General features: G+C 61.8%; 16 protein-coding genes and 1 pseudogene. 9 read left to right on the top strand and 8 right to left on the bottom strand.

Annotated features, from left to right (window positions below; translation table 11 throughout):
- Positions 1-174: 174 nt before the first annotated feature.
- From QZ409_RS12035 to QZ409_RS12025, 3 genes are all read left to right on the top strand, one after another.
- Complete coding sequence (locus QZ409_RS12035; RefSeq protein ID WP_342394840.1) at positions 175-1197, top strand: RHE_PE00001 family protein; 1023 nt, start codon at positions 175-177, stop codon at positions 1195-1197.
- 787 nt (positions 1198-1984) lie between these two features.
- Positions 1985-4543 (top strand): SIR2 family protein, encoded by a 2559-nt coding sequence (locus QZ409_RS12030; RefSeq protein ID WP_296711329.1) that lies wholly within the window; start codon positions 1985-1987, stop codon positions 4541-4543.
- Complete coding sequence (locus tag QZ409_RS12025) at positions 4509-6011, top strand: hypothetical protein (RefSeq protein WP_296711325.1); 1503 nt, start codon at positions 4509-4511, stop codon at positions 6009-6011. The genes QZ409_RS12030 and QZ409_RS12025 overlap by 35 nt, the downstream gene beginning before the upstream one ends.
- Before the next feature lie 325 nt (positions 6012-6336).
- Here the strand turns inward: QZ409_RS12025 and QZ409_RS12020 are convergent, their stop codons facing one another.
- On the bottom strand, positions 6337-8532 hold the full coding sequence (locus tag QZ409_RS12020) for an ATP-dependent RecD-like DNA helicase (RefSeq protein WP_296711319.1): 2196 nt from the start codon (positions 8530-8532) through the stop codon (positions 6337-6339).
- A gap of 70 nt (positions 8533-8602) precedes the next feature.
- Here QZ409_RS12020 and QZ409_RS12015 point away from each other — a divergent pair.
- Positions 8603-8758: pseudogene (locus tag QZ409_RS12015) on the top strand (helix-turn-helix domain-containing protein); the annotation flags it as partial.
- A gap of 37 nt (positions 8759-8795) precedes the next feature.
- Here the strand turns inward: QZ409_RS12015 and QZ409_RS12010 are convergent.
- The 6 genes from QZ409_RS12010 to QZ409_RS11985 all read right to left on the bottom strand — a co-directional run bounded on the left by QZ409_RS12010 (position 8796) and on the right by QZ409_RS11985 (position 15218).
- Positions 8796-10814 carry a hypothetical protein gene (locus tag QZ409_RS12010; RefSeq protein ID WP_296711316.1) on the bottom strand — a complete coding sequence of 673 codons (2019 nt, stop codon included), beginning with the start codon at positions 10812-10814 and terminating at the stop codon, positions 8796-8798.
- Positions 10815-10819: 5 nt separating this feature from the next.
- On the bottom strand, positions 10820-13219 hold the full coding sequence (locus tag QZ409_RS12005) for a sensor histidine kinase (RefSeq protein WP_296711311.1): 2400 nt from the start codon (positions 13217-13219) through the stop codon (positions 10820-10822).
- Positions 13220-13240: 21 nt separating this feature from the next.
- Positions 13241-13369 carry a hypothetical protein gene (locus QZ409_RS12000; RefSeq protein WP_296711309.1) on the bottom strand — a complete coding sequence of 43 codons (129 nt, stop codon included), beginning with the start codon at positions 13367-13369 and terminating at the stop codon, positions 13241-13243.
- Between the two features lie 11 nt (positions 13370-13380).
- Entirely contained in the window at positions 13381-13752 is a 372-nt protein-coding gene (locus tag QZ409_RS11995) for a helix-turn-helix transcriptional regulator (protein ID WP_296711307.1), read from the bottom strand.
- A gap of 339 nt (positions 13753-14091) precedes the next feature.
- Positions 14092-14520: a hypothetical protein gene (locus QZ409_RS11990; RefSeq protein ID WP_296711304.1), complete on the bottom strand. Its 429-nt coding sequence runs from the start codon at positions 14518-14520 to the stop codon at positions 14092-14094.
- Entirely contained in the window at positions 14517-15218 is a 702-nt protein-coding gene (locus QZ409_RS11985) for a ParA family protein (protein WP_296711300.1), read from the bottom strand. The genes QZ409_RS11990 and QZ409_RS11985 overlap by 4 nt, the downstream gene beginning before the upstream one ends.
- A gap of 671 nt (positions 15219-15889) precedes the next feature.
- On the opposite strand from QZ409_RS11985, the gene QZ409_RS11980 reads away from it, so the two are divergent.
- A complete protein-coding gene (locus tag QZ409_RS11980; protein ID WP_296711296.1) occupies positions 15890-16303 on the top strand; it encodes a hypothetical protein in 414 nt (137 codons plus the stop codon).
- Positions 16300-18624, top strand: coding sequence for a relaxase/mobilization nuclease domain-containing protein (locus tag QZ409_RS11975; protein ID WP_296711293.1), 2325 nt, complete (start codon positions 16300-16302; stop codon positions 18622-18624). The genes QZ409_RS11980 and QZ409_RS11975 overlap by 4 nt, the downstream gene beginning before the upstream one ends.
- Before the next feature lie 18 nt (positions 18625-18642).
- Here the strand turns inward: QZ409_RS11975 and QZ409_RS11970 are convergent, their stop codons facing one another.
- The gene (locus QZ409_RS11970; protein WP_296711290.1) at positions 18643-19371 is read right to left on the bottom strand and encodes a LuxR family transcriptional regulator; all 729 of its coding nucleotides are present in this window, start codon (positions 19369-19371) and stop codon (positions 18643-18645) included.
- Positions 19372-19885: 514 nt separating this feature from the next.
- Between QZ409_RS11970 and QZ409_RS11965 the strand changes: the two genes are divergently transcribed.
- The 3 genes from QZ409_RS11965 to QZ409_RS11955 all read left to right on the top strand — a co-directional run bounded on the left by QZ409_RS11965 (position 19886) and on the right by QZ409_RS11955 (position 23641).
- The gene (locus QZ409_RS11965; RefSeq protein ID WP_296711287.1) at positions 19886-20131 is read left to right on the top strand and encodes a hypothetical protein; all 246 of its coding nucleotides are present in this window, start codon (positions 19886-19888) and stop codon (positions 20129-20131) included.
- Between the two features lie 55 nt (positions 20132-20186).
- A complete protein-coding gene (locus tag QZ409_RS11960; RefSeq protein ID WP_296711284.1) occupies positions 20187-22085 on the top strand; it encodes a hypothetical protein in 1899 nt (632 codons plus the stop codon).
- 320 nt (positions 22086-22405) lie between these two features.
- Entirely contained in the window at positions 22406-23641 is a 1236-nt protein-coding gene (locus tag QZ409_RS11955; protein ID WP_296711282.1) for a hypothetical protein, read from the top strand.
- The last annotated feature ends 3 nt before the right edge of the window (positions 23642-23644 follow it).

Here is a 23644-nt window from a genome sequence, read left to right as displayed (position 1 = left end):
GGCGCGGCAAGCCCGAGTTGAAAAGTGGCATGAAATGGTTCCGAGATTGAAATTTTAAAGCAAAAGAGCGGCTAAAATAACGACCGAACCTGAAGAAATGGTGATGCTTTAGCTCGTTGAAGTTTTAAATCAAAACCGACAGCCGAAGACGCGCTCGCCCGCCTCGACGAGCGGCTGCGCGCCAGTCCGATCCGCGCCGGCTGGATCGAACGCAGCCATTTTTCCGACGCCTGCGCCAGCCTGTGGATTGAGGGGGGGCTGGCGCATCTCGAAGACCTCGTCCTGCACGACGCCCAGATGGACGCGCGCGCGCCGACCGCGGAAATTATCCGCGCCGCCCGCGTGCTCGCCGCCCGTCGCCGGATGCTCTCCGCCGCGCCCGGCTGGGCGCTTTCGCCGGACGGAACCGCCGCTTTGCGCGGCGGCGCCTTTTTGGCGGAAGGGGAGGGGAAGGCCGAAAAGCCGACGGACAGCGACGAGGCGGACGGGGAGGGGGCTTGGCTCGACGAAGGCGATCCGGAGTCCGACGATCCGCTCGCCGCCGAACTGGCGGAACTGGACGCCGCGCTGGCGGGCGCGACGCGCGCGCTCGAACGCCGGCCGGCGGTCGATCCCGAGGCGCGCGATCCGCTGGTCTACGATCTCGATTGGGACGAGGACGAGCGGCTCGAACAATGGCGCGAAGCGGTCGATTTAACCTTCGGCCTGCCGCCGGTTCTGGCGGCGGCTTTGACCGCGGCTTTGTGGGACGACATCGAGCCGTTGCAACACGCCCCCTGGCTTGGGCGCCTGCTCGCCGCCGCCCTGTTGCGCCAACGCGGCAAAACCCGCAGCCATCTGTTGTGCGTGAACTCCGGCGCCCGCGCGGTCCCGCGGCTGCGGCTCAAACCAGCCGATCCGGTCGCCAAAATTCTGTTCTGGCTGGCGGCGATTTTCGCCGCCGCCGAACAGGGGTTGAGGGATCATGACCGCTGGCTGCTCGCCCGCGCTGGCCGGGAAGGCAAGTTGAAGGGCAGGAGGGGGAATTCGCATCTGCCGCAGGCGCTCGATCTCGCTTTGGCCCGGCCGATCGTCACCGCGGAGCTGCTCGCGCAGGAGCTCAAGGTTTCGGCGCGGGCGGGGCAGAACCTTATCGCCGAACTGGGGCTGCGCGAACTCACAGGGCGGCGGCGCTATCGCGCATGGGGCATTTTGTGAGCCCGGGACGGAACAAAAAAGACCGTCGGGTGTGACGCCAACGGCCCAAGTCTAGGGAGGAAACGCCCAAGGAGGGCGATGAGGCCGGCAGGGCCGCGCCTCACATAACTAAAATATGTTGCACTGCACAATTTGTCAAAGAATATATTGCAGCGCAGCATTTGGCGACCGGCTTCGCCGATCTGCCGGCCAACCGCCTGTCGATGGAACGGCGCTTATCCGGTTGGCGCCCCTGGCGCCATATATGGTGGTCAGACTCGGACTGTTGGCGACCGTCGAGATCGCCTCCGCAAATCGCCCCGTTCGGCGGATAGCCGTCATAGGCGCTTGGACCCAAATTGACCCGAAGCGGAAACTCCCAATCGAAACCTTCATCGGCCGTCACGGGAGGGAACTGGAAGTAAATCGAACGGCGAGTTTCAAAGAAAACAGAGGTCCCGACGCTGGCGGCAATGCGCCAAAGCGGACGTCTGACTCAATCAACATATTTTATGCGCTATAGCGAGCGTACGCACCAACGGAGCAAACTGCCAACGACAATGGGCATCAGCTAGCGCCGAGTGAGCACACGGCCGTCGGTGGCGTTTTTGTTCAAGCGCAGTCATATTCCGCCAGCGAGTATTACTCGCCGACCGCCGACGACCCATACGATGGCACAAACCGGAAAACGACGAATTCTGACGCTGTCGCCATAGAGACATACGCGAAATCTTCGGTCCTGTGGAAACGGCGGTATCACGGTCGTGTCGCTCTTGTTTTGTTCCCACGAATCGGTCAGCCTTCAGGCATGAATCATGCTGCGAACGTTACGCTTCTATGCTCTCTGCTCAAGCCGGACAATGATGCGCGGCCGACGTTTCTGTTCGGAGCCGGAGCGTCGTTTTCGTCCGGTGTTCCGCTTGCCGGCGAAAGCGTTAGGCGTCTGGCCAAGCAAGCGTACGCCGATCGTGTCCTCGGCGGCAAAATGCACATCCAACAGATCAAACTTTCGGAATGGATGACGTGGCTGCAAGGCCAGCGGTGGTTCATTCCTGGCGACGATCGCTTGGCCGAAAACTTCCCGCTCCTGATCGAGCACCAATTGCGGCCAGAGTCCTATCGACGAACGGCATTACTCGACCTTGTCGCGTTGCGCCAGGAACTCGGGCCGGGCTACCGCGCGGTGGCCGAATTGGTGCTTCGCGGCCTCGCTGGCACGATTCTGACCACGAACTTCGATGTTTGCCTACCGAAGGCGCTGAACGAAAAACAGCCGCACATCCGGCACGTGGCCGAGGTCAATCGCGCCCCTGATGATTTCAACGAATATTCGCCGTTCGCGCGCGCGCAAATCGTTTGGCTGCACGGCAAGGCGGAACAATACACTGATCGCAACCTGATCAACGAGACGCAGGCTCTTGACCCGGAGCTTGTTCAAAAGCTCGCTCCGCTTCTCGAAGCAACGCCGCTGATTGTGGTCGGCTATCGGGGTGCCGAAGCGTCCATCATGCAGTCGCTGCTTGGGCCAGATACAGGCGTCCGATTCCGCCACGGGATCTACTGGTGCCATCGCACTGGCGAACAGATTCATCCGCAAGTCGAAGCGCTCGCAATCCGGCTGGGCAGCAACTTCCAATTTGTGGAAATCGACAGCTTCGACGAGCTTTTCTGTGACTTCAACCGCGAACTTGCAGGTGTACAGCGCTTCGGGAGTGTCGAGGCGCTGCAACCTCCAAAGCAGTTCGACGACGAACCGATACTTGACGCCACGTGGGCCGACGTCGACACCGATCTCGCACTCACGACGCTGCGCCAATATTGCGCGAAACTTCAGCGCGGCGTGATCGACGCTTCGCAATTGAAGCCACTTATGCGTGAATTGGGATTGTTGGTGCCGGTCGACGGCGATGAAAAGCCGAGCGCAGCCTGCATCCTTCTATTCGGGCGTAACGCCGAACGCTTTTTCTCGTACAGCGTAATCCGGGCCACCGTCGACGGCAAGAAGCGCCGGGTTTTCGGTGGAAACCTCCTGAGCCAATACAAAGCCGTGCTTGAATGGTTCGAGGCGGAGCAGGTCAATCCAGCGATAAAGGTCAAAGGCCGCCGCCAACACGAAACGCGCAAGGCATATCCCGACCGTGCCCTGGTTGAACTGCTGGTTAATATGATCGTCCATCGGGACTTCACCATTCCCAAACCGTCATGGATCGATGTCGGTCCGGCCCGTTCTATCCGCTTCGTGAATCCAGGTGCACCGCTTCCGGCGGCCGTTGGTCGCCTTGCTCTCGGCCCCGACGGAGCTTTCGACCCAGTACCTCAATTCAGCGACTTGCGAAACCGCGCCCTGTGCGACGTGTTCTTCGGTATGAGCGCCATGGAGCGGGCAGGAACTGGCCTGACCGATACGCGTGAACTCGCGACCGAGATCGGCGGCACCGCGACATTTGCCTACCCAACCGGCGAGGACAGTTTCTCGGCGGAATTATTCCGCGTCGTCGGTTCAGCCGGCTCGACGACTGTCGCGCGCGACACGCGGCCCGTCGGCACCTATGTGCTGAACCTTCTGCCTTTCGCCGCGACCCCACAGAACATGACGCACATTTCGGTCAAGGTCGCTAGTCTCGACGGACTCCGACGGAGCGTACCGCTGGACGAAGCTGGTACTTTCGTTTTTGAGAAACGATCGGGCGATCTGTGGAGCCTGATGCCGGAACCGTTGATCAACACATTGTTCGCTCCGGTAGCCACGGCGCCTGCGCGGTCCATTCCTCTCGCAGAGGTCGAGCTCGATCCAGTCCTCCAACGCAAATTCTCCTGGCTGGTGCGCCGCCACTTCGATGGCTATCTCAGGCGCTTCGAAAGCGGCGGCTTGGTCATCGAGAAGGATAAAAAGGGCTATCCCGCCCAGCGCGCATTCTTCACCGCCCTTAAAGGGAACAACCGGACCTACACATACGACACGCCGAGCCGCAGAGGCATCAAGCGTGACGTCGTAAAGCGGCGTGGCGAAGGACAAAAGACCTGGTTCGAGTGTGAAGGGTTTGGGTACGAGGTCGTCCGGCAAGCCGGCGTCTGGGGAATACGGATTAAGCCGTTCTACATGTTCTCCAAGCGCGACGGCGTCTCACCCTTGCCGGGTTACATGCGAACCAGCAAGGCGACGCGCCGCATCAAGTTTGACCGCAATGCCAACGTCGAAAGCGATTTGGCATTTTGGGGCCGCTTCCTGTCGCAGGGCGGGCAAATTATTAACATTGGCGGCCGACACGTCGACGAACTTCTGCTTGAAGGCTCCTTCGCCAGCGTAGATGTCCTGGAAGGAGGTTTGATCGATGGCTCTGCCACTGAAGATCGACGTTCTGCCTGAACCCGAAGTCGAATTCGCAAATGCATCGCGCGACGTCGATCCGCGCCGTGGGCTTGCCAGGAACGGCCCCGCGGATAATCGCGGCTTAAGGACGATCCGTCTTGGTCTTGTCGGTCTTCCCGACGACATCGCGGCCGCACGGCAATGGATAAAGCGTCTTAAACAATTCATGCCTGCCTTCGAAGGCAATTCCAACCGATTCCGCGACTGGCCGGGACTCGAAGGCGCGCTCAACAGTTTGTTCGAGGTCGATGATCAGTTCGTGCGCCCGATTGAGACCGGGATATACAATGCACTGTTCAAAGATGCCTTAATCGGGCGTTCGTTCAACGAACTCGTTGAATTGTTCGATGGGCGCATCCTCAGCTTGTTCGGTGACGAAGCGCCTGACTGCATCGTGGTTTGCATCAAGCCCGAACTCGGCGATCTGCGCGTGGCGAATCCCGGACTCACGCCGGAGGAGCGCAGGGCGCTCGAAGTGCTGCGCGCCGAAGAAGAGAGCGATCAGCTTGCGCTGTTTCAACCCTCCGAAGAGGAAAGGAAAGCCGCACAAGCTCTCTATACGGTCGCCGACGATCTTCTGTTCCGGACGTTTTATCGCGCACTCAAGGCGCGCGCGATGATGCATGATGAAGCTGTGCCCATCCAGATCCTTCGCCGCGACACCGTTGATCGCACCGACGATAAAGGGCAAAGTTCCGCGACTCGATCATGGAATTTCGCAACCTCGCTCTATTACAAAGCGAAGGGCATACCGTGGCGTCCGACCGACCTGCCAAAAAATGTGTGCTTCGTCGGAATTTCGTTCCATCACATGAAGAAACGGAGTGGCCATCTCGTCTATGCGAGCGTGGCACAGGCTTATTCCACTGATGTTGAGCCATTTGCCCTGAAAGGCGCCAACGTCGACCATGAGCAACGTCAGGACCGTCAACCTTACCTCAATGAAACGCAAGCCGAGCAGCTTCTCGACGATGTGCTCAAGCAATATCTCAACCGCGCCGGCGTTATGCCGGACCGGGTCGTGATCCATAAGACGACGACGTTTCACAACGAAGAAGTAGACGGGTTTGCGAAGGCGGCCAAGAATCGTGTTCCAACTGTTGATTACGTCTGGATGCGCTCAACGTCGTTCCGGATGGTCCGAAAAGGCTTCGAAGAACCTTGGCGTGGAACTCTCTGCACGCTGACGGATCAGTCATTTCTTTTCACCGGGGGCTATGTGCCGTGGTGGAATGAATACCCCGGCATGCACATTCCCGCACCGCTCGAAATCGGAAGCGCCGCAACGACAAACATCAAGGACCGGGCAAAAGAAATCTTGACCCTGACCAAGATGAATTGGAATTCGAGCGACGGCATCGCGCGGCTACCAATCACGCTCCTCTTTGCACGGCGTGTCGGCGAACTCATGTGCGAGTTGTCCGACAACGCATCGCCGAAGCCGTCTTATCGGTTTTACATCTAGCCTGCGTCCTTGGGCACTTCGCACCAGCAGCGCAAATCCGATGTCCGCTTTCGGTCACCTCGTCCACTCCCGCGCGACCGGAATGACGGCTTCCTAGTCACGAATAGTCAGTAACGGTTCCGTCTCGGCTGTCTCAGTTGCTTCGACACTGGAGTCCAAGCGTCTGATCGCCGCGAAGCGTCGGCGTGGCTATCAAACAGTCGTGTAGTTGCGCTCGCGCAGGCGGTTGGCTTCGATCGGAGACATTTTTTGCGCAAACCTCGGTTTCCGGCGCTGAATTCAGGAGGAGGTCGTTTTCGAAGGCGTTTCGAACCTCTGGCGTCGATCATGCCGCCGCCTCGTTCACCATCAGCCATTCGCACAGTTTCGTCCAACGTCTTCGCGACCCATGGCTGCGGACGGCGATGGCGAGCGCCTTGCGCTGTCCGACGATGACGACGAGGCGTTTGCCCCGGGTGACGGCGGTATAGACCAGGTTCCTGGCGAGCATTGTGTAGTGCTGTTTCGCCAGCGTGATCACCACGGCGGGATATTCCGACCCCTGCGACTTGTGAATCGTCGTCGCGTAGGCGGGAACGAGCGCGTCGAGTTCGCCGAACGGATATTCGACCTCGCGCCCATCGAAGGCGGCGATCAGAACGCCATCGGTCTGGTCGATGCGCCTGACCCGACCAAGATCGCCGTTGAAGACCTCGCGGTCGTAGTCGTTTTCGGTCTGCATGACCTTGTCGCCCGGAGCGAAGGCAGAGCCGAAACGCTCGATTTTCTCGCCCATGTTCGGATTGAGGGCGTTCTGGAGATCGGCGTTGAGCGCCCGCGCGCCAAGGGCTCCGCGCTGCATCGGGCACAGCACCTGAATGTCGCGGACCGGATCGAGGCCGAAGCGTCGGGGAATTCTGTCGCGGACGATCTCGACGACCTTCGCGGCGCCACCCTCGGGATCAACTGCCTCGACGAAGAAGAAGTCGGAGTCTTCGCCTGGTTTTGTCCATTCCGGCATCTCGCCGCGATTGATACGATGGGCGTTGACGACGATCCGGCTCTCGGCGGCTTGCCGGAACACCTCGGTCAGCCGGGCGACCACGACGGCTCCGGAATTGATGACATCGGCAAGAACCTGTCCCGGACCGACCGACGGCAATTGGTCGACATCGCCGACCAACAGCAAGGCCGCCTTCGGGGGAATGGCCTTCACCAGGGCGAACATCAGCGACGTGTCGAGCATGCTGGTCTCGTCGATGACGAGAAGATCGCAATCCAGACGATTCTCGGCGTTGCGTTTGAAGCCGCCATTCTTGGGATCGGTCTCAAGCAGCCGGTGGATCGTCTTGGCCTCGATGCCTGTCTGCTCGGACATGCGCTTGGCGGCGCGGCCCGTGGGCGCCGCGAGTAATATCCTCGTTCCCTTTGCAGCGACGATGCGCAGGATGGCGTCGAGCAGCGTCGTCTTGCCGACGCCGGGGCCGCCGGTGACCACGGCCGTCTTCGACCGGAGCACCATCGCGACCGCGGCGCGCTGGGACGCCGCCAGCGTCTTGCCGGTCTTTTTCTCGACCCATGGAACAGCCTTGTCGCCGTCGATCGCCGGCCATGGCGGCTCGCCCCGCCCCAACGCAAGCAGGCGTTCGGCGATGCCGCGCTCGGCGAGATACAGCCCCCGCAGGAAAACGCAGGATCGCCCCTCGATCGTGTCCGCCACGACCTCGCCGCCAGCAATCTCATGGGTCAGGGCGGCGTCGACGATGCCGGCGTCGACTTCGAGCAGCGTCGTCGCAAGCTTGATAAGGTCCTCTGTCGGCAGACCGCAATGGCCCTCGTCTGTGGCCTCCTGCAGGGCAAAGGAAATGCCAGCCCGCACCCTCTGCGGCGCTTCCCGCGTCATGCCGAGTTTCATGGCGATGGCGTCGGCGGTGCGAAACCCGATGCCGCGGATGTCGCGCGCTAGCCGGTAGGGATCCTCGGTCATGACCTGGATTGCGTCGTGTCCATAAGTCTTGAAGATGCGGACCGCCCGCGACGTGCCGACGCCGTTGGAGTGCAGGAAGAGCATGATGTCGCGGATGGCCTTTTGCTCGGCCCAGCCGGCGGCGATTTTTCCGGCGCGGAATTCGCCTATGCCGGAAACGTCCCGCAGCTTCTCGGGGCTCGCCTCGATGATTTCGAACGTCGCCGCGCCGAATACGGCGACGATCCGCTCCGCCAGCTTCGGGCCTATGCCGCGCACCATGCCGGAACCGAGGTATTTCTCAATCCCCTCGGCCGTCGTCGGCGGCGTGGTCTTGAGGAAATCCGCCTTGAATTGCAGCCCGTGGGTTCGGTCCGTGATCCAGACGCCGACGGCGTGGATGAATTCGCCCGCCGAAATCGACGCGGCGTGGCCGACGACCGGCACAAGGTCGCGCTGCCCCCGAGCCTTCACTTTCAGAACGGCGAAACCGCTGTCCTCATTGTGGAACGTCACCAGCTCGACCGAGCAGACGAGCGTGTCTTTGGGCGGCGTTGCATCGAAGGAAGGCTTCAACGGAGCAAACCAAAATCGGGGCGACCAGCGATCAGGCTATCACGGTCCGCCGGCCGTCGCCCACATTTGGGTAATCGAGTTGATTGTCGCGACGCCGATCGTCTCGGCCAGTTTGATCGCTGCAAGGCTCGGAGTGACGCTGCGCGCGGCCCAAGATCTGGTGGCCGAGTTGGGCCTGCGGGAAGTCACAGGGCGGAAGAGATATCGTGCCTGGGGCGTTCTTTAGGGACATCGTCGGAATCCGCAACCGTCTTCGCAAATTTTCAAGGCACCACGTCACCAGCCGCTTCCACGCTGACAGGCTCGCTCACAGGAGCGGCATCTCCGATCATGACTGCATGCGGTTCGAGATCGTTAAGGATGATTATGAGCGCGCCGCTCTTCTGTTCGTTGGTTGAAAGAGTCAACGGCCATTCGGGATTTCGCGCAATAAGTCCGACAACCTCGTCGGTCTGTTTCTCCTCATCCTCCTTCTTTTCAGCCGGTACCTTCAGTGGTTTGAAAGTCCCCTTCGCGGTTGCCGTCGGCGCCTCGAGGCCGCGCTGAAGAAGTGACCGGAACGACGTTGATGCCTGAAGTCTCTTGAGCGTATCCTTCGTTCGTGTGTGGACCTGCGTTTCCTCGATCTTCGGAATAACGCTGAGAATTTCGTCGACTGAGGGTTCTGTGAGGACAAGTCGCGTGAGATCGTTGCCGTCGCTGTCGCGTCCGGTGATGCAGACGCCGCCGTCTCGCGTCGTGATGGGCAGTTCGAGCGCCTTGGGTTTTCCCTCGCCGTCGGTTGTGAACATGAGGACCTCCACCGGAAAAGTGAAGGGCATCTTGCTCAAGAGTCCGACGCGTCCCATGTCGGAGAGCATGCGCTGCTGCAATTCGAGCGCGTTGCTTTCCCTGAGCCGCAGGCCAACTGAATAGGGTCCTTCCTGACGGATTAGATCGGCCAGTTCATCGCGCTTGAGCATTCGTTGATCGTCGAGGTCCCATTCGATGGACATACGAGGCTGGTTCGCGAACTGCACAATCGGCGTAGTCACGCCCTTGGTCTTGTACCTCCATGTCTTGTTTTCGAGCGCCTTCAAAGCGCCGCCTACGAGAAGCACGCGCCGTTTGTCCGGGCTCCGCACCAGGTCGCAGGCGGGCGTAAGCACGACCAAGACATCCGGCAGATCCTCCGGCACTGTGGGAAGTGCCGCGCGATCGAGGCTCGAACGACGGACAAGCACGTCGCCGAAGCTGACAGGCATCCCGGCCGTGTTGCCCGTCACTTTCAGCCGCTCGGCGTTCTGCCATAACGACCGGGCGACGAGATCTTGCAGGTCGGAAGAGCCGGCGATGTAAGGCGCGGGGTATTTCGCAGGGTCGATGGCGTTGAGCTCCTGCGCCGCGCTGATCGTGGGCACATGCCCTTCGATTTCGTGCTGGAGGATACGATCGAACACGTCCAGCATGTAGCTGCCGAGAGGCTGCCCCTCGACGTCGAGCAGAACCTCTCGGATTTTGCTGTAGTCGGAGAGATCGAGCCGCCGCATCAGCTTCATGAACTCGCTTGCAGCGCCCCCGAGACCCGCTTCCCATGCGGCGAGGAACGCCGCGACGCGAACTGCGTCGGCGTGGTGCGTCGCGAGACGTTCGAGGACCGTCTCGACCGTTGATCCTTCGAGCAGATCCTGCTTACGGTAAACACGGAACAGCGCCCCGACCATCTTGGCGTCATCGCGAAACCGCTCCTTCTTGTCCTGCAGGCGGGGGCTACGCGACATCAACACCACGGCGGGAGGTGCGTTCTCGCGACCCGCCATCAGCTCGCCGAGCCTGCGGATCGACTTGTCGACATCGAAATCCTGCTGCGCGGCCCCAAGGAACAGGTCCGCGAAGATGATGCTGCACTCGTGCGCATCCTCCGGGAGATTGCGACCTGCGGTCTTTACCTGCAGGCCAGCAGCGGACAATCGCCCCGCAAGTTTCTCCAGAAAATCCCGATCGGCCGCTCGGTCTCGCTCGTAACCTCCGAACAAGGTGTTCCACAGATCTGGGCGCAGCTTTGTCCGCAACCCGTACATCGCCCTCACGAAATGGTCCGAGGCCCGAAGCTCGTTGGCGTCCTTTTCGTGATATTCGGGGAAAGCTTCTTCGACGACGTCGACGTCCGTGCTGACGTCGTCCATGAAAATCGTCCACGCTTCCTCGTCCATCGCCAGGTCGGCGGCGATTGGAACGTCGTCGAAAGCGTCGTCGACGATGAGCGCCAATTCGAAGCCAGTGCTCTTCAGAACTTCGGACACGGCGCTCATCGGACCACCGCAGCGTCGGGAAGTTCGAGGACGAACTCGTGGAGCCGGCCCGTCTGCTCGTCGGCCTTCTCTGACAGCGTAAGCCGTCCCTTGAGATCGGCCGCGTTTGATGCCGCGATGAAAAGGCCTAGCCCCCGGCGCTTCGATTTTTCCTTGAGCGACCAATAAGCGCGAAAAACTCTCTCGCGATGATCGGGAGCGATGCCGCGGCCATTGTCCGAGAACCGGATCGTCAAAGGGTCCGTCTCTATACGGACGTCGATCACCGGTCGGTAGCCTGCTTCGCGGTCGGCCCTGAGCTTCATCCAGTAGACGGAATTCGAGAGCAGGTTTTCGAGTATCTGGACGATCATGCCCTTCACGAGCCTCACCCGAAGGGGGCCCTTCGGCCCCCTAATTTTCATGTCAATACTGTGGCGCGCGAACTGCGGGCCGTGGCCCTCCTTCAGATCCTCCACGAGCCGCATGAGGTCGAAGGTCTCGGCGCGCTGTCGACCGGGAACGCTGGCCTCGTCAAGTACGCGCAGACGCTTTGATACGCTCTTAATCTCGGCGCGCAGCGTGTCGAGCCGCGCCTTCACCTCCTGCGGCAGATCCTTCCCGCGTAGCCCTTCGAGCGACGCGAGGGCGCTCTCCGTCGACCGCGCGAGTTCGTGTGCCACCATTTCGACGAGGAGGCCGACACCGGCCATCTGCACCATCTGCCTGCTGTCAGCTTCTACCTCCTCGATGCGCTGTTGCGCTCTCGTCGAGAGGTCGTGGAATTCGCGAAGCGAATGCTCGAGGTCAGTAAAGATTTCGATGCTCTCGCGCGGAACGAATTTCCTGAGTTTGCCGAGCGCGGCCTTCGCTCTGCCTTCGAGTCCGACGATCTCCTTCCTGACGTCGCCAAGATCCTCCGCTCGCTTGCGGTAACGCAGGTCGACTTCCTTGAAGAAGCTCCACAGTCTTTCGGCGACGGAGTCGTGCAGCACTTCCTCGAAGACCTTCGACTCCGGCGTCTCACGCAGACCTTCGCGATTTGTCTGGTCGACCAGTGCCGGATTCCGAGCCCGCGAAATCCGGACATGTCCGATGAATTGGTTTTTGTTCAGCACGTATCCGGTACGGCCGAGAGCGACGGCATCAAGGCCGAGCCAATCGTCCTCTTCGTCTCCGTATGGGAAGACCCTAAATCCGTCGCGGAAGAGCATGATGCTCGCCCACTTCTTCACAAGCGCGCGCACCGCAGCCTGGTTTCCGATCGCGTCGATCTTGGCTAGGTATCGGCGGTTGAACCAGTAGATCTCAAAATCGAAGTCTCCGACGGCGGTCAGCGCGCTCTGGGGAAGCTGGTTGTCAGTTCCCGCCAGCAATCCTTCCAGATCCGGCCGCGTCAGCGTCAACGCGTCGGTCTCGCGCGGATGCTCGAAGCTTCCTAGCTTGGTCGCGACCATTTTCAATTCGAGCGTGGGCTCGCCGGCCTTAATTGAATAGGTTCCGGTGAGCTTAGCATGCGCGTTTTCGATGAGCGCCGGATCGAGCCAAGGAATGGCGATGCGTTCACCATTCCAGTACAGCGCGACGCGTGGCCTTGCTTTCGGATCGAGGAAGGGGTCGGTCAGTCGCGCAAAATCGTAGTCTGCGAACTTTCGCAATCGCTTCTCAGTCCAGTCCTCCAGCAGCCCGCCGATCATGAGCTTCGTACCGTGCCATTCGCCCTTCTCCTTGTGGGGCCCAATGGTCGGCTCGATGGCGACGTCCTCGATCATCGCGTCAAGATTCTCGAACATGCGCCAGTCGATTTCCAGAAGGTTCAGGTGGGTATCTTCCGCGCGCGCCGTCTCGATTCTTAACCGCTCGCCGAGCCTCATCGCGGACAGTCGGCCTATTCCCTTCTCTCCCAGAGGCGTCTTCGAGCCCCCCTGAGTCAGAATCCGGTCGACTTCCCGTTTGCGTGCCGGCGTCCCGATTGTGAGAAAATTTGTGTTGATTTCGGCAAGAGACATGCCGCTGCCGGTATCGGAAATCTCGATGGAATTGTGGTCGTCATAGCAGGCGTCGACACGCTTCACGAAGTCGCTCAGATCTTCGGACTCTTCGGCTGCGGCATTGAACTTCGCCACCGCTTCGTTGCCGGCCGAGGGATCTAGCTTTGCGGCCACTTGTTTGATCAAGTCCGCTAGGTGTTCCGCACGCTCTGCCTTGGAGGCTTTCTCTTTACTGAGAGACTGCGCCTTGTCGCGGATGCGCAGATAGTCGTTCCTCCGCATGACGATCTGGAAACGAATGTCTGCGCCGGTTCGCGAGCCGGCGTCGAACGCATTTTTGATGAGTTCGTAGAACGCAATGATGTCCGAGCTGATGAGCTCGGAGCCTAGCTCCAGCACTGTCCTAGCGTTGACCCGAAAAACCAATCGATGTTTCCCCCCGATGACCTATGTAAAGAGCTGCTTGATATCGGCCACCGGCTTGAACAACTTCATCGGTTGATCGGCAAACGGCAAGAAATTTTCTCGCTCGTAAAAGCGGCGTGCAGCCTCGCCCTTGGCATCCACAATCGCCACGCCGTTTGGCTTTATCCTCCGACCTTGCGCGAGCGCGCCTGGCGGGCGACGCGCCGATCGGCTTGGTTTTTCTTGTTGATCGCCGCGGACAGGTCGTCGTAATCGACGCCGCTCTTCTTTAGAGCCCTCCGCGCGTCGTCGACCTCAAAGCCGAGAAGTTCGAGCACGCTCATGTTGAGGCTTGAGGCGATGCGCTCCATCGTCTTGAATGTCGGATTCCCGAGGCCGCGCACGATCGTATAATAGGTTCCCCGCGCGATTCCGGTCTTCGGCTGAAACGCCTCCATGCCGCCGTTTTCGAGCTCAAGCTGCTGCAGACGAATGGCCAGCATTTCGTTGAGGATCGAATGATCGGCGGGCAGGGGCTTTCGAACAGGCGCCATAGGGGGTCGTTGCTCGATCACGAGTAAGATTCGGCCGCGTCGAAAGACGGCAGAATATACATTAGCTCGTATATTGAATGTTGCAAGACCGGACCGGGATCGTCCGAAACGAACCATCGGGTCGCGGACGCCGAGGGCGTTCCCGCAGAGACGGGCGGCGGCTCCTTTCGTCGGCGTCGGTCAGGGACCATCTGTATGACCAGGTCGCGGCCGTTCAATTGCGTATGGGTCGTTCCGCGGCGGCTGTCCAGTCGCGGCAGCGACCGCAGCGCAGCGGAGCGGGTCCGGAGCCGGACCGCGCTTCCCCATAGCGCCGTAGGGACGGCGGAGGGCCTGTGGTCAGGCGCCGCGCGCGGGCGGCAGGCGTCCCGCCTTCTTCAGGTGCTCGTAGAGGATGCGATCGACGACGCGCAACGGATGCGTCCGCTCCTCGGCCGCCATTTGCCGCAGGACGAGGTCGATCGGATCGGGGAGCCGCAGCGCGTAGGGCCGAGACGACGACCGTTCGCCATAGGCGTCGAACGGATTGCGTCCGCCGTCAGATTTCGATCGGCTGGCGGGCGGCGGTGGCTCGCGATTTCGCACCCCGCCGTCTTCTCGCGGCGGCGCCGGCACAGGCGCGATGGGGCGATCGTCATAGTCCGGCGTGACGATGACCGGCTTCACGGGGGGAGCCGCCGTTGTGTCCGCCGCCGCGCGTTGGGCGCGGAACGCATCGCGCGGCAGGGCGGGGCGGTCGGGCTTCTTGTCTTGGACCGGGTCGCTCATGCGGCGGCGCCGCCATTTTCGGCGCCTTGGCTCGCGGCGAGCAGCTCGCGCACGACCTGGTCGGCGTTATAGCGGGCCTTGCGGATGGATTCGTCTTTGTCGTTCATCTGGTAGAGCGTGCCGTGGCCGCTCGTCATGGTGCGATAGGTGACGCGGCGGTAAAGCGCATTGGCGCAGACCGGCACGCCCTCGGCGGTGAAATACGCGAGGACCTCGCGCAGCGGCCGCGTGTTCCGGTCGAGGCTGTCATATTCGTTGAAGAGCACGCGGTGCTGGCTCATCGGCAGGTTCGATTCCGCCGCATGCCGCTCGAGGCTGCGAATCGTGCGGACGACCTGCGAGGCGTCGAACGTGTGCGCCTTGCAGGGCAGGACGACAAGGTCGGCGCGCAGGGCCGATTGGGTCAGGGCGCCGCCGTAATAGCCGGGCGTGTCGACGACGACGACATCGTAGGCGTCGAGGCGTTCGATCGCTTGGGCAAGCGTCTTGTCGTCCGGCGCGCGCACGAGATCGATCCCGTTGGGGCTCATGCCGCGCGCCACCGACGAGGCGTGCCATTGATAGGCGGAGCCTTGCGGATCGGCGTCGACGACTGCGACGGAATAGCCGTGCTTGGCGAATTCGCCGGCGAGGATGATGGCGACGGTGGTCTTGCCGCTGCCGCCTTTCGGGTTGGCGATGGCGAAGATGCTCGGCATGAGGGCCCTCGGAAGATGAGGCGGCAACGCCGCAATGAGTGAATGCCAACATACAATAAAATGAACGTACGGCAATATCGCTTTGCGGCGTTCTAGCATCGCCATATGTGGGCACTGCCGCAATGCGTCGATGCGGCATTCCCGCCATGCGGTCTTGTGGCAAGGCCGTGTTGCCGTCTATCGACATTTCGTCGTTGACGCCCTCCATCAATGACGAAATGCGGGAATGCCTGGATACGGAGTCCCAACGATGCAGCATTGTGAAAGTACGGTATTGCGGCCTTTATGAGTTGCGACATCGTCGCCTTTCGACAATGCCGAAATGCGGTAATCCGGCAATGACGTGGTGGCGCTGGCGCCGCGCTGATTCCAAAGGTTCGCGCGATTGCCGCCTGAGGGGGCTGCGCGGGGCGCTTCGCGCCGAGCGGCCGTTGGTTTGATGTGGACTGCTCTTGCGGGCGCGACCGCCCTTCATGCGCAGCGTTCTAATAGTCAGTATATTGGATATTAATTGACAAGATACCGGTTTGTGGGCCACAACCGGGGAGGCTGCTCGACGCAGCCGGGGCGCGGACGCGCCTGCGCCGACGATCTAGGCCGAATCGGCAGGTTAGGGCTCTTTCCGGTTTTGCGACCGGCGAGGCGTCCGCCGTGAAGGGGAGGGGGAGTTCTTGGCTGGTTCCGCCACAAAGCCCCGGCGTAAGCCGCGCCTGCGGACGGAATTGTCCGAGGCCGACGAGCGCCGCCTGGCCGAGGCAGTGGCTTTGTTCGGCCTGCCCAAGGCCGAAGTCGTGCGGCGGCTAATCCGCGCTTCGGTGCAGGCGGGGCCGGCGCTCTCGGCCGAGAACACGCGAGCCGTCGTCGAGCTGGCGAGCCAGGTGCGGATGGTCGGCCGCAACTTGGCGCAGGTTCTCAAAGCGATCCATCGCGGCCAGGCCGTGCGGCTGGAGGACAGCGAGGCGGTCTGGCGCGGCCTGCACGAGGTCGTCTCAGCACTCAATGACGAGCTCACCGAAATGACCGTTACCTACGGATCGAAGCTGCGGCGTGAGGCGAAACTGACCCTGCCAGCGGAAGTCCAATGAGCCAAGCCGCGCAAATCGACTGGTGGCTGGGGCAGGTCGAGGCGACCCGGCGCGCGGTCCTGGGGGGACGGGACGAGCGCCGGCGACTGTGGCCGTCGGGCGTCGTCGATGACGCGCCGCGGGGGCGCCGCGCGCAGGCGACGCGGCCGACGGAGGCGCCAGCCAGAGAGGCCGGCGTTGAGGGCAGGACGATCACTGGCTGCCGGGACGACGAACGCCGCCGCCGCCTGCCTATGGCCTCTGGCGGCGGCGGGGCGACGGGCGGGACAGGCGCTCTGCGGCCGGAAAGCGCGCCGATCGCCGCCGGCCTATCCGGTGGCGGTGGAAAGAGCGGTGGCGCACTCGGCCGCGCGAGAAAACTCGCCGCCGGCTACCAGCCCGCCGTCATCAAGGTGGTGTCTTACGCGCGCGGCGCGGCTCGGGCGACGGCGACCGGGCAATATGTGCAACGCGATGACGTCGCCCTCGAAACCCATGACGGACGCATGCTGACGGACCGCGAGGCGGTCGCAGAAGAAATCAAGGCCTGGTCGGCGAGTTTCTCCAGGCGGGCGGAGAGTCAGGACGTCGTGGCGCTGCGGCTGAAGTTGAGTGGCGTTTCCGACACGCCCGAGGGCCGGGCGGTTTACGAAAAGGCGGTCGCCGCCGGATTCGAGGGGCATCGTCACGCCTGGCGCATCGACGCCTCGCCTTCGGGCGAAATCGAGGCGCGCGTGGTCGTCGCGACGGCGGGCGCGCCCAAGGAGCGGTTCCGCGTCCGCGAAGAGCGGGTTGACGCCGACGGGAACGGATTTGCGCGCCGTCGCCTCGACGCCAAATCCGAAGCGGCCATCAAGGCGCGTATCAAAGCCGCCACGAACTGCGCGCCGCAGGCGATCGCCGTCGTCCCTGGCGCCGCCGGGCACGGCCGGGATGGGGTCGTCGACCGGCTGACCAGGCTCGTCGAAAAGGGCGCGGCGGCCGACGACCGCGGCGAGACGATCGCAAGCCCGGGCGACATTCGCATGGCCACGCGGCAATGGGGCGCGTCGCTGCGCTCCCAATCGTCGCGCGACACGATGCATCTGATTATTTCGGCGAAGGTCGGGACCGACGTCGCGGCGCTGACCAACGCCGCGCGCGCCTTCCTGCACGACCGCTTCGCCGACCACAAATTCATGTTCGGCGTCCATACCGACAAGGAGGCCGAGGGGCACATCCACGCCCACGCGGTCATCACCGTCAAGAACGAGTCCGGCCAAAAAATCCATCCGCACCGCGACACGTTCCGCGATTGGCGCGAATCTTACGCCGAACATGCGCAGGCGCAGGGGTTAAAGATCGTAGCGACTTCGGCGAAAGAGCGGGCGTCGTCGCAGAGCTACGGCCCGAAGGACAAGGCGATCGTCGACGCCGCCGAGCGGCCGCGGCCGGCGCGCGAGCCGCGCGACCGCGCCTACGCCGCCGATCCCGCCAATCGACGCCTGATCGACAACGCCCGCCAGCGCATCCGCATTGCGCAGACCAATCCGATCCGGCTGCCGGCGTCGGAACCGGACCGGCGCGCCGTCAACGAAAGCGTTTCGGCCTGGGCAACCGTCGCGGGGGAAAATCCGGAAAACGCCGCCGCCCGAGACATGCTTGAGCGCTTGAGCCTCGCGCAGGCGGTTGGCGGCATCCTGCACGCGATCGAGAAACGCGTCGCCCATTTTGCTAAGGAGGAACAGGATATGGCGATCACGTCGGAGCGGATGACGAAAGACCTGCGCCTGATGAACGAGGCAGTCGCGCGCACCGCCGATCTCCTCGACGGCGCGACGAAGGAGCAGTTTCGCGAGCGGTCGGCGCGGTATCTCGAGACGCTCGCCAACCGCATCGACCTGCAACGGGCGCAAGAAGGCGGAGCCCAAGAACTATCGCGCGCCGAAGTCGAAAGAATCGCCGGCGCGAACGCCGACCGCCTGATCGAGCGCGCCGAGGCGATCCGCGCCGCGGAAGTGAGGCAGGCGGCCGAGGCGCGGCGGCTCGCCGATCGGGCGATCGAGGCCGAGCGCCGCCAGGAGGGAAGGGGCGGGGTCGATCCCGAGTCGCAGCGCGAAACCCTCGCCGATCGGGCAGTCGTCGCCGGCGCGCAGCAAGCTGCGGCGCGCGAGGCACGGGAGGCTGCCGCGGCGCGAGAGGCGGCGAACATCCTCGCCGATCATCCGGCGCGGCCTTTGCCGCAGGCGTTGGTCGAGTCCGACGCGCTGGCGAAACTCCGCGCCGAGCAGGAAAAGGTCTTGCGCGACATCGAGGGCGAGGGCGCCGAGGCGCAGACGAACAAAGGTCAGCGCATGGAGTGATGCGGACAGCCGGCGGACTCAGCGCAGCAGCTTCATCCGCAAGGCGAGGGCGATCGCGTGGCCCTTGGTGACGGCGCCGAGTTTTTCGCGGGCGGACAAGAGGTGTTTGACTACGGTGGGCTTGGAGATGCCGAGGATGACGGATATCTCCCAATCCGTCTTGCCCTCGGCCGCCCAGAGCAGGCAGTCGAATTCGCGCGGGCTAACTTTTCCGAGCAGACGCTGGCGGCTTTCCCGGTGATGCAGAAAGCTGCCGACTGCGTAACTCGCGGCGAAGCCGAGAACGGCGCGGGCTTCCGGGTCGATGTCGGCGCTGCCGCCGCCGAACGAAACCGCCGCGAGACTCCCGTCGAGCGTCGACACGGGGACCACGTGCCCATCGCGCAGGCCGAATTCCGACGCCTCGCCCTTGATCAGCGCGACGTCGTCGGCCGCGGGGCAGGAGCTGTAGGCCTCATTCCAATCGAAGGGAGCCCGATCGCTCTGGAGGCGATGCACAATCGGATCGCGAAAAACATAGCCGCGGTCGTGGTAGCGGCCGGCCCATTCCGACGGGAAACGCTGGAATAGGATCCGCGATGCGATTTCCTCGGGTGAGACGCGGGCTGTGGGCACGATGCCGGCGAACACAGAGTTGAAGCCGTACTGGACGGCAATTTTCAGCAGTGAACTTTCGACTTCGGCAGCGTCGCTGGCACGCTCGATGCTTTCAATGAACCGCCATGTCTTATCAAAATTCTTATCCAATATCGTTTGTCCTCTGCATATACGACGAAACACGCTCGCTAGCGCGAGGGGACCCCTCCCGACACTGTTCAGGTTGAGGGGAATATTTCCACGGGATCGGGGCCGAAATGCGAGGCTTAAACCCGACTTTCGTCTATGTCTGCCGATGACGGCCCGGTTGTTTTCTCGATTGCGAATTCGTGAAGTTCCTGTTTTGTCCTGTGCGGAGGATTCCGGATCTGGCGGTCGACGTCAACAGCGCAGCTGGCGCTAATTCGCGGCCGACGGCACGGCGCGGGAACGGGTCGGCAGGATCGGCGACCACAGAGGTCAAGACGGCGCCGGGCGGTGCCAAAGGGGCCGAGGGAAGCCGCTTTATATAAAGAGAGCGGAACGACCGCCCTTGGGCTGTCGGCGGCGAAGCTGACGGGGCGGCTCTCTCGTCGCTCGACCATGGCACTGGTGGCAGATGGAGCTGCGACCTCAGGTGCGCGAAGGATGTGACCGCCGACGAACACAAGTGGGAGCTAATCGGTTGGTCATGGGCACGTCCAGCGCCGATCTGCTGGTGGCTGGCGTGGGCGGGCATACGTCCCGCTCGCAGGAAGCTCAAATGACGGTTTCAAGCCAGCTGCCGGCCACAGGTCGTGCGGGCAGTGGATTCGGCCGGGGCGGCAAGGATGCCGTCCCGGCAATTCCCTTCAAAGTCCTTGGAGTGCGCCGATTACAAAAATGTTCGGCGACGATCATGTTTTTCAACGGCGAAGCGAGAATCGCCTAAATAGGGAAGTTTTCCACCTTCGATGCGGATTGGGCGCGCTTGCGTTCCGGAATGTTTGCGGGTCAGTATTGTCCACAAAGTGGAGTCGCAGTCCGCGCATTGCGCGGCAGGTGGAAAAATGACCGTTTTTCAAACAAACCGATTCGTGAAGTTCTTACGGAATTACGGGCCGATCCCGACAAACGACAATCTTTTTGACGAGGTCATCCAGCGCACGCTGCTGCGCGAACGCATCGAGCCGATCACCCTTCCGGTGCAGTTTCGTGACGAGATTCTCGCCAATCTCAAGTCTGGGCGCCCGGTTTCGGAGATTTTGACCGGCACAGCCGGCGACGGAAAAACCTATTGCTGTCGCTCCGTATGGCTGGCGTGCGGCGGATCCGAGGCCGAATGGAACGGCAAGTCGAAGGTGAAGTCGGTCTCGTTCGACGGTCGTGAGCTCATCGTCATCAAGGACCTGAGCGAGCTTGACGCCGACGTGAGCGCCCAATTGTTGACTCAGATGGCGGAAAGCCTGGCGACGCCTGACGCCGGCGCGTTATTTTTGGTCGCCGCCAATCATGGCCAGCTCTTGGAAAAGCTCAAAGCCACGCCTAAGACCGCGGCGACGATCGCCATGACCAAGATGGTCGAGGCGATGCTGGTCGGCGATGAGGTCGCGCCCGAAATTAGGCTCAATTTGCGTGACATGAGCCAGGCGCCAGCGGCCGATATGATCGGCCGTGTGATCGAGTCGATCACCAATCATCCGGACTGGACGCAATGCGAAGGGTGCCAGGCGGCTGGTTCTGGGAAATGTCCAATTCAAGAAAACCGCGACCGTGTGCGCGGGCTTGCCGACGGCGACCTGCTGCATCGCCGCTTGCGCGCGCTGATCACATTGAGCGAGCAGAACGGCGTGCATTTCCCGGTGCGTCAGCTTCTGATGCTGGTCGCAAATTTAATCTTGGGACATCCGGGTTGCCGCGACGGGTTGATGACCTGCACCGACATTCCGGATTTGGCGATCAAAGGCACGTTCGACCAGGCCAGCGTATTTCGCAACGTCTTTGGCGAGAACCTGCCGGCGCGTCGGACTGAAAAGATCGATCTTTTCCGCAAGCTCAACGCCTTCGGCATTGGCAGCGAGGCGAGCCATCGCGTCGACAACATCCTTGTTTATGGCGCCGATGATCCGGCGTTGAACGACGCTTACGGCGAGATGGTTCTCAACGACCCGGTATATGGCGGCACCGCGACCTACCGGCGCGCGCAACAGGATTATCTTGAGGGCGCCGATACCGACGCCCGGGACGAGTTTTTGAAATTGCTGCGCGTTCAGCGCCAGCGCGTGTTTTTCACCCTGCCGGAAGACCGCGCTGAGGCGCTGTCGCTTTGGGATCTGACCATTTTCCGGTCGGGCGGCCTTTATTTGCAGGTTGCCGACCTGCTCGCCGCCAAAAAGGTGCTGCCGCGCAGCGTGCTGCCGGTACTGGTGCGGGGACTAAACCGCATCTTCACCGGCATGTTGATCCAGACCCATGACGATTTGGTCCTGGCGACGTCGGGCAGCTACTCGCAATCGAAGACAAGCCCGTTGCTCGACGAAATGATTTCGGTGCCGCGCAAGGCCGGCCAAAAGGTCGATCTCGTCGCCGACGATGTCGGCGGGATGGTCCTCGAGGTCAGGTTATCGAAGGGCGATGATCCCGGTGCCATTCGCTTGCCTTTGACGCCGACGCGGTTCGAATTCCTTGTCCGCGTGTCGGACGGCGCGCTGCCCAGCAGCTTTTCTTTGGAGTGCCACGAGGATCTCCTGGCTTTCAAGGCCAAGCTTCTCAGCGCGACCCATCGGGAGCGCTTCTTGGCGGCGGACGGCGAAGACGAGACTGTGGACGGCGAACTCGTCCTACAGTTCATTGAGCTTGACGGTGATGGCCAAGCGGCGGTTCGACGGGTGACGGTGAGACTATGAGCTTCATGGAAATTTTGCCGCGTCCCCAGTATCAGGAAGACAGTTCGACCGGCCCGCAATTGTGGATCGACGAACAGATCTGGGGCCATCGTCTGCACGATGAGCAGACGCCCTGGCTGACGATGCTGGAGTTTCTCGGAATCTTGCAGGCCGAACATCGGCAGGGGCGAGCGCTCAATGAGGAGCGGCTGAACGAGCTGACTTATCGACCTCAGCTTCAACTTCGCTTGCGAAATCTGTTGTTCAACAATCCCCACATGGCCGTCGTCCGCGCCTCTGGCAAGAACGACGAAGGCATGTGGGCGCAATGGCTCAGCTTGATGGCGGCGGGCGCCGGCGGCCTGGAGAACGCGGATTTCAGCTATCTTCGCGACCGTTTCGAGACGTTCAAGGATTTCGACGCCGTCATCTCGTTTTTGCAAGGCTCCTCTATCGAGGGCGGTGGCAACAAGCGCTGGAGTTCGAAGTTCATTTTTCCCTTCGGCGTCAACTCGTTGTACGAAGACGCCAAGGTTTCGTCGACGGGCGGCGTGTCGACCGATCGCCGGTTCTTTGGGCGCACGGGCGAAATCTTGTACCTCATGCTGTGCCGAAGCGCGCGTTCCGCCGAGCTGGCCGAGCGGCTCAGCAGCCGTCTGCTGAATGTCGAAGGGCCGTACGACAAACTTGTCGGAGCCTTGCAAAATAAGACCGAGACGACCGTCAAGGAACGCGCAGGCTCGTATCTGCCGTGTTCAAAATATGCCAGCTTCGACAACTTGGCCGAAGACTGGATCGCCGTGCTTGATCTGGAAATTCCGGCGTACGATGCGTTGCCTCATATGGTGACCCTCGTCGGGCTGCATGTTCTGCTCTATCAGCTTGGTCGCGCGGCCGAAGTTTTTCCGGATAAGCGCGAGATCTCGCTCGTATGCGAAATCGTGTCGCCGAAACGGTCTGCGGTCCGGGACCTTTCCGCTGACTCCTATCAGAAGAACAACACGTTGCCCGGCGCGGCGCTCGAAACGTTTGTTCGCTCGATCGCAGACACGCAAGAATGGAAAGCCGCGCTGATCTCCGAAGAACCGGGCGCGACCGCCGTCGAGGTGCTGAGCAAGAAATTCGATTGGCCGGACAGAGACGACGCCGAAAAGGGCAAGCAATCCCCCGACGCGCTGCTCAATGACCTGCTCAAAGCGGCGTCAAAGCGGCACAAGACCCATGTTGGCAAGTTCCATTCGACCTGGGCCCGTCTTATCGGGCTGTCGTCGCGCCGCGCGAGTCGGCGTACGCGCTATGCGCCGACCGACCGCCTTCTCAAGACGCTGGTGATCTGCACGGTCGACGGCCGGATGGAGTTCAAGGAATTCCTGGCGCGGCTACACGAGCGCTACGGATTCGTCATTGGCGACCACCAGGCTCAGGATTTCATCGCGCGCGGCGACGCCGACCAGGAGAATTTTTCCGACAATGCGCGTCGTCTTGAAGAACGTTTGGCGAGCCTTGGCCTTCTCGAGCGGCTTTCTGATTCCTGCGCTTTCGTCAAAAATCCCTTTAAAAGGACGGTTCAGTCGTGAATG

It is taken from the genome of Rhodoblastus sp., assembly GCF_019449565.1.
In the GTDB taxonomy this organism is placed as follows: domain Bacteria; phylum Pseudomonadota; class Alphaproteobacteria; order Rhizobiales; family Beijerinckiaceae; genus Rhodoblastus.
Note: the sequence above shows the minus strand (reverse complement) of the source record. Positions and strands in the feature narration are given on the sequence as shown.

Excerpts from the sequence above, each read along its gene's own strand:
- QZ409_RS12030 (WP_296711329.1), top strand. The coding sequence starts at position 1,985 with ATGAATCATGCTGCGAACGTTACGCTTCTATGCTCTCTGCTCAAGCCG.
- QZ409_RS12025 (WP_296711325.1), top strand. The coding sequence starts at position 4,509 with ATGGCTCTGCCACTGAAGATCGACGTTCTGCCTGAACCCGAAGTCGAA.
- QZ409_RS11995 (WP_296711307.1), bottom strand. The coding sequence starts at position 13,752 with ATGGCGCCTGTTCGAAAGCCCCTGCCCGCCGATCATTCGATCCTCAAC.
- QZ409_RS11990 (WP_296711304.1), bottom strand. The coding sequence starts at position 14,520 with ATGAGCGACCCGGTCCAAGACAAGAAGCCCGACCGCCCCGCCCTGCCG.
- QZ409_RS11985 (WP_296711300.1), bottom strand. The coding sequence starts at position 15,218 with ATGCCGAGCATCTTCGCCATCGCCAACCCGAAAGGCGGCAGCGGCAAG.
- QZ409_RS11975 (WP_296711293.1), top strand. The coding sequence starts at position 16,300 with ATGAGCCAAGCCGCGCAAATCGACTGGTGGCTGGGGCAGGTCGAGGCG.
- QZ409_RS11955 (WP_296711282.1), top strand. The coding sequence starts at position 22,406 with ATGGCGGCGGGCGCCGGCGGCCTGGAGAACGCGGATTTCAGCTATCTT.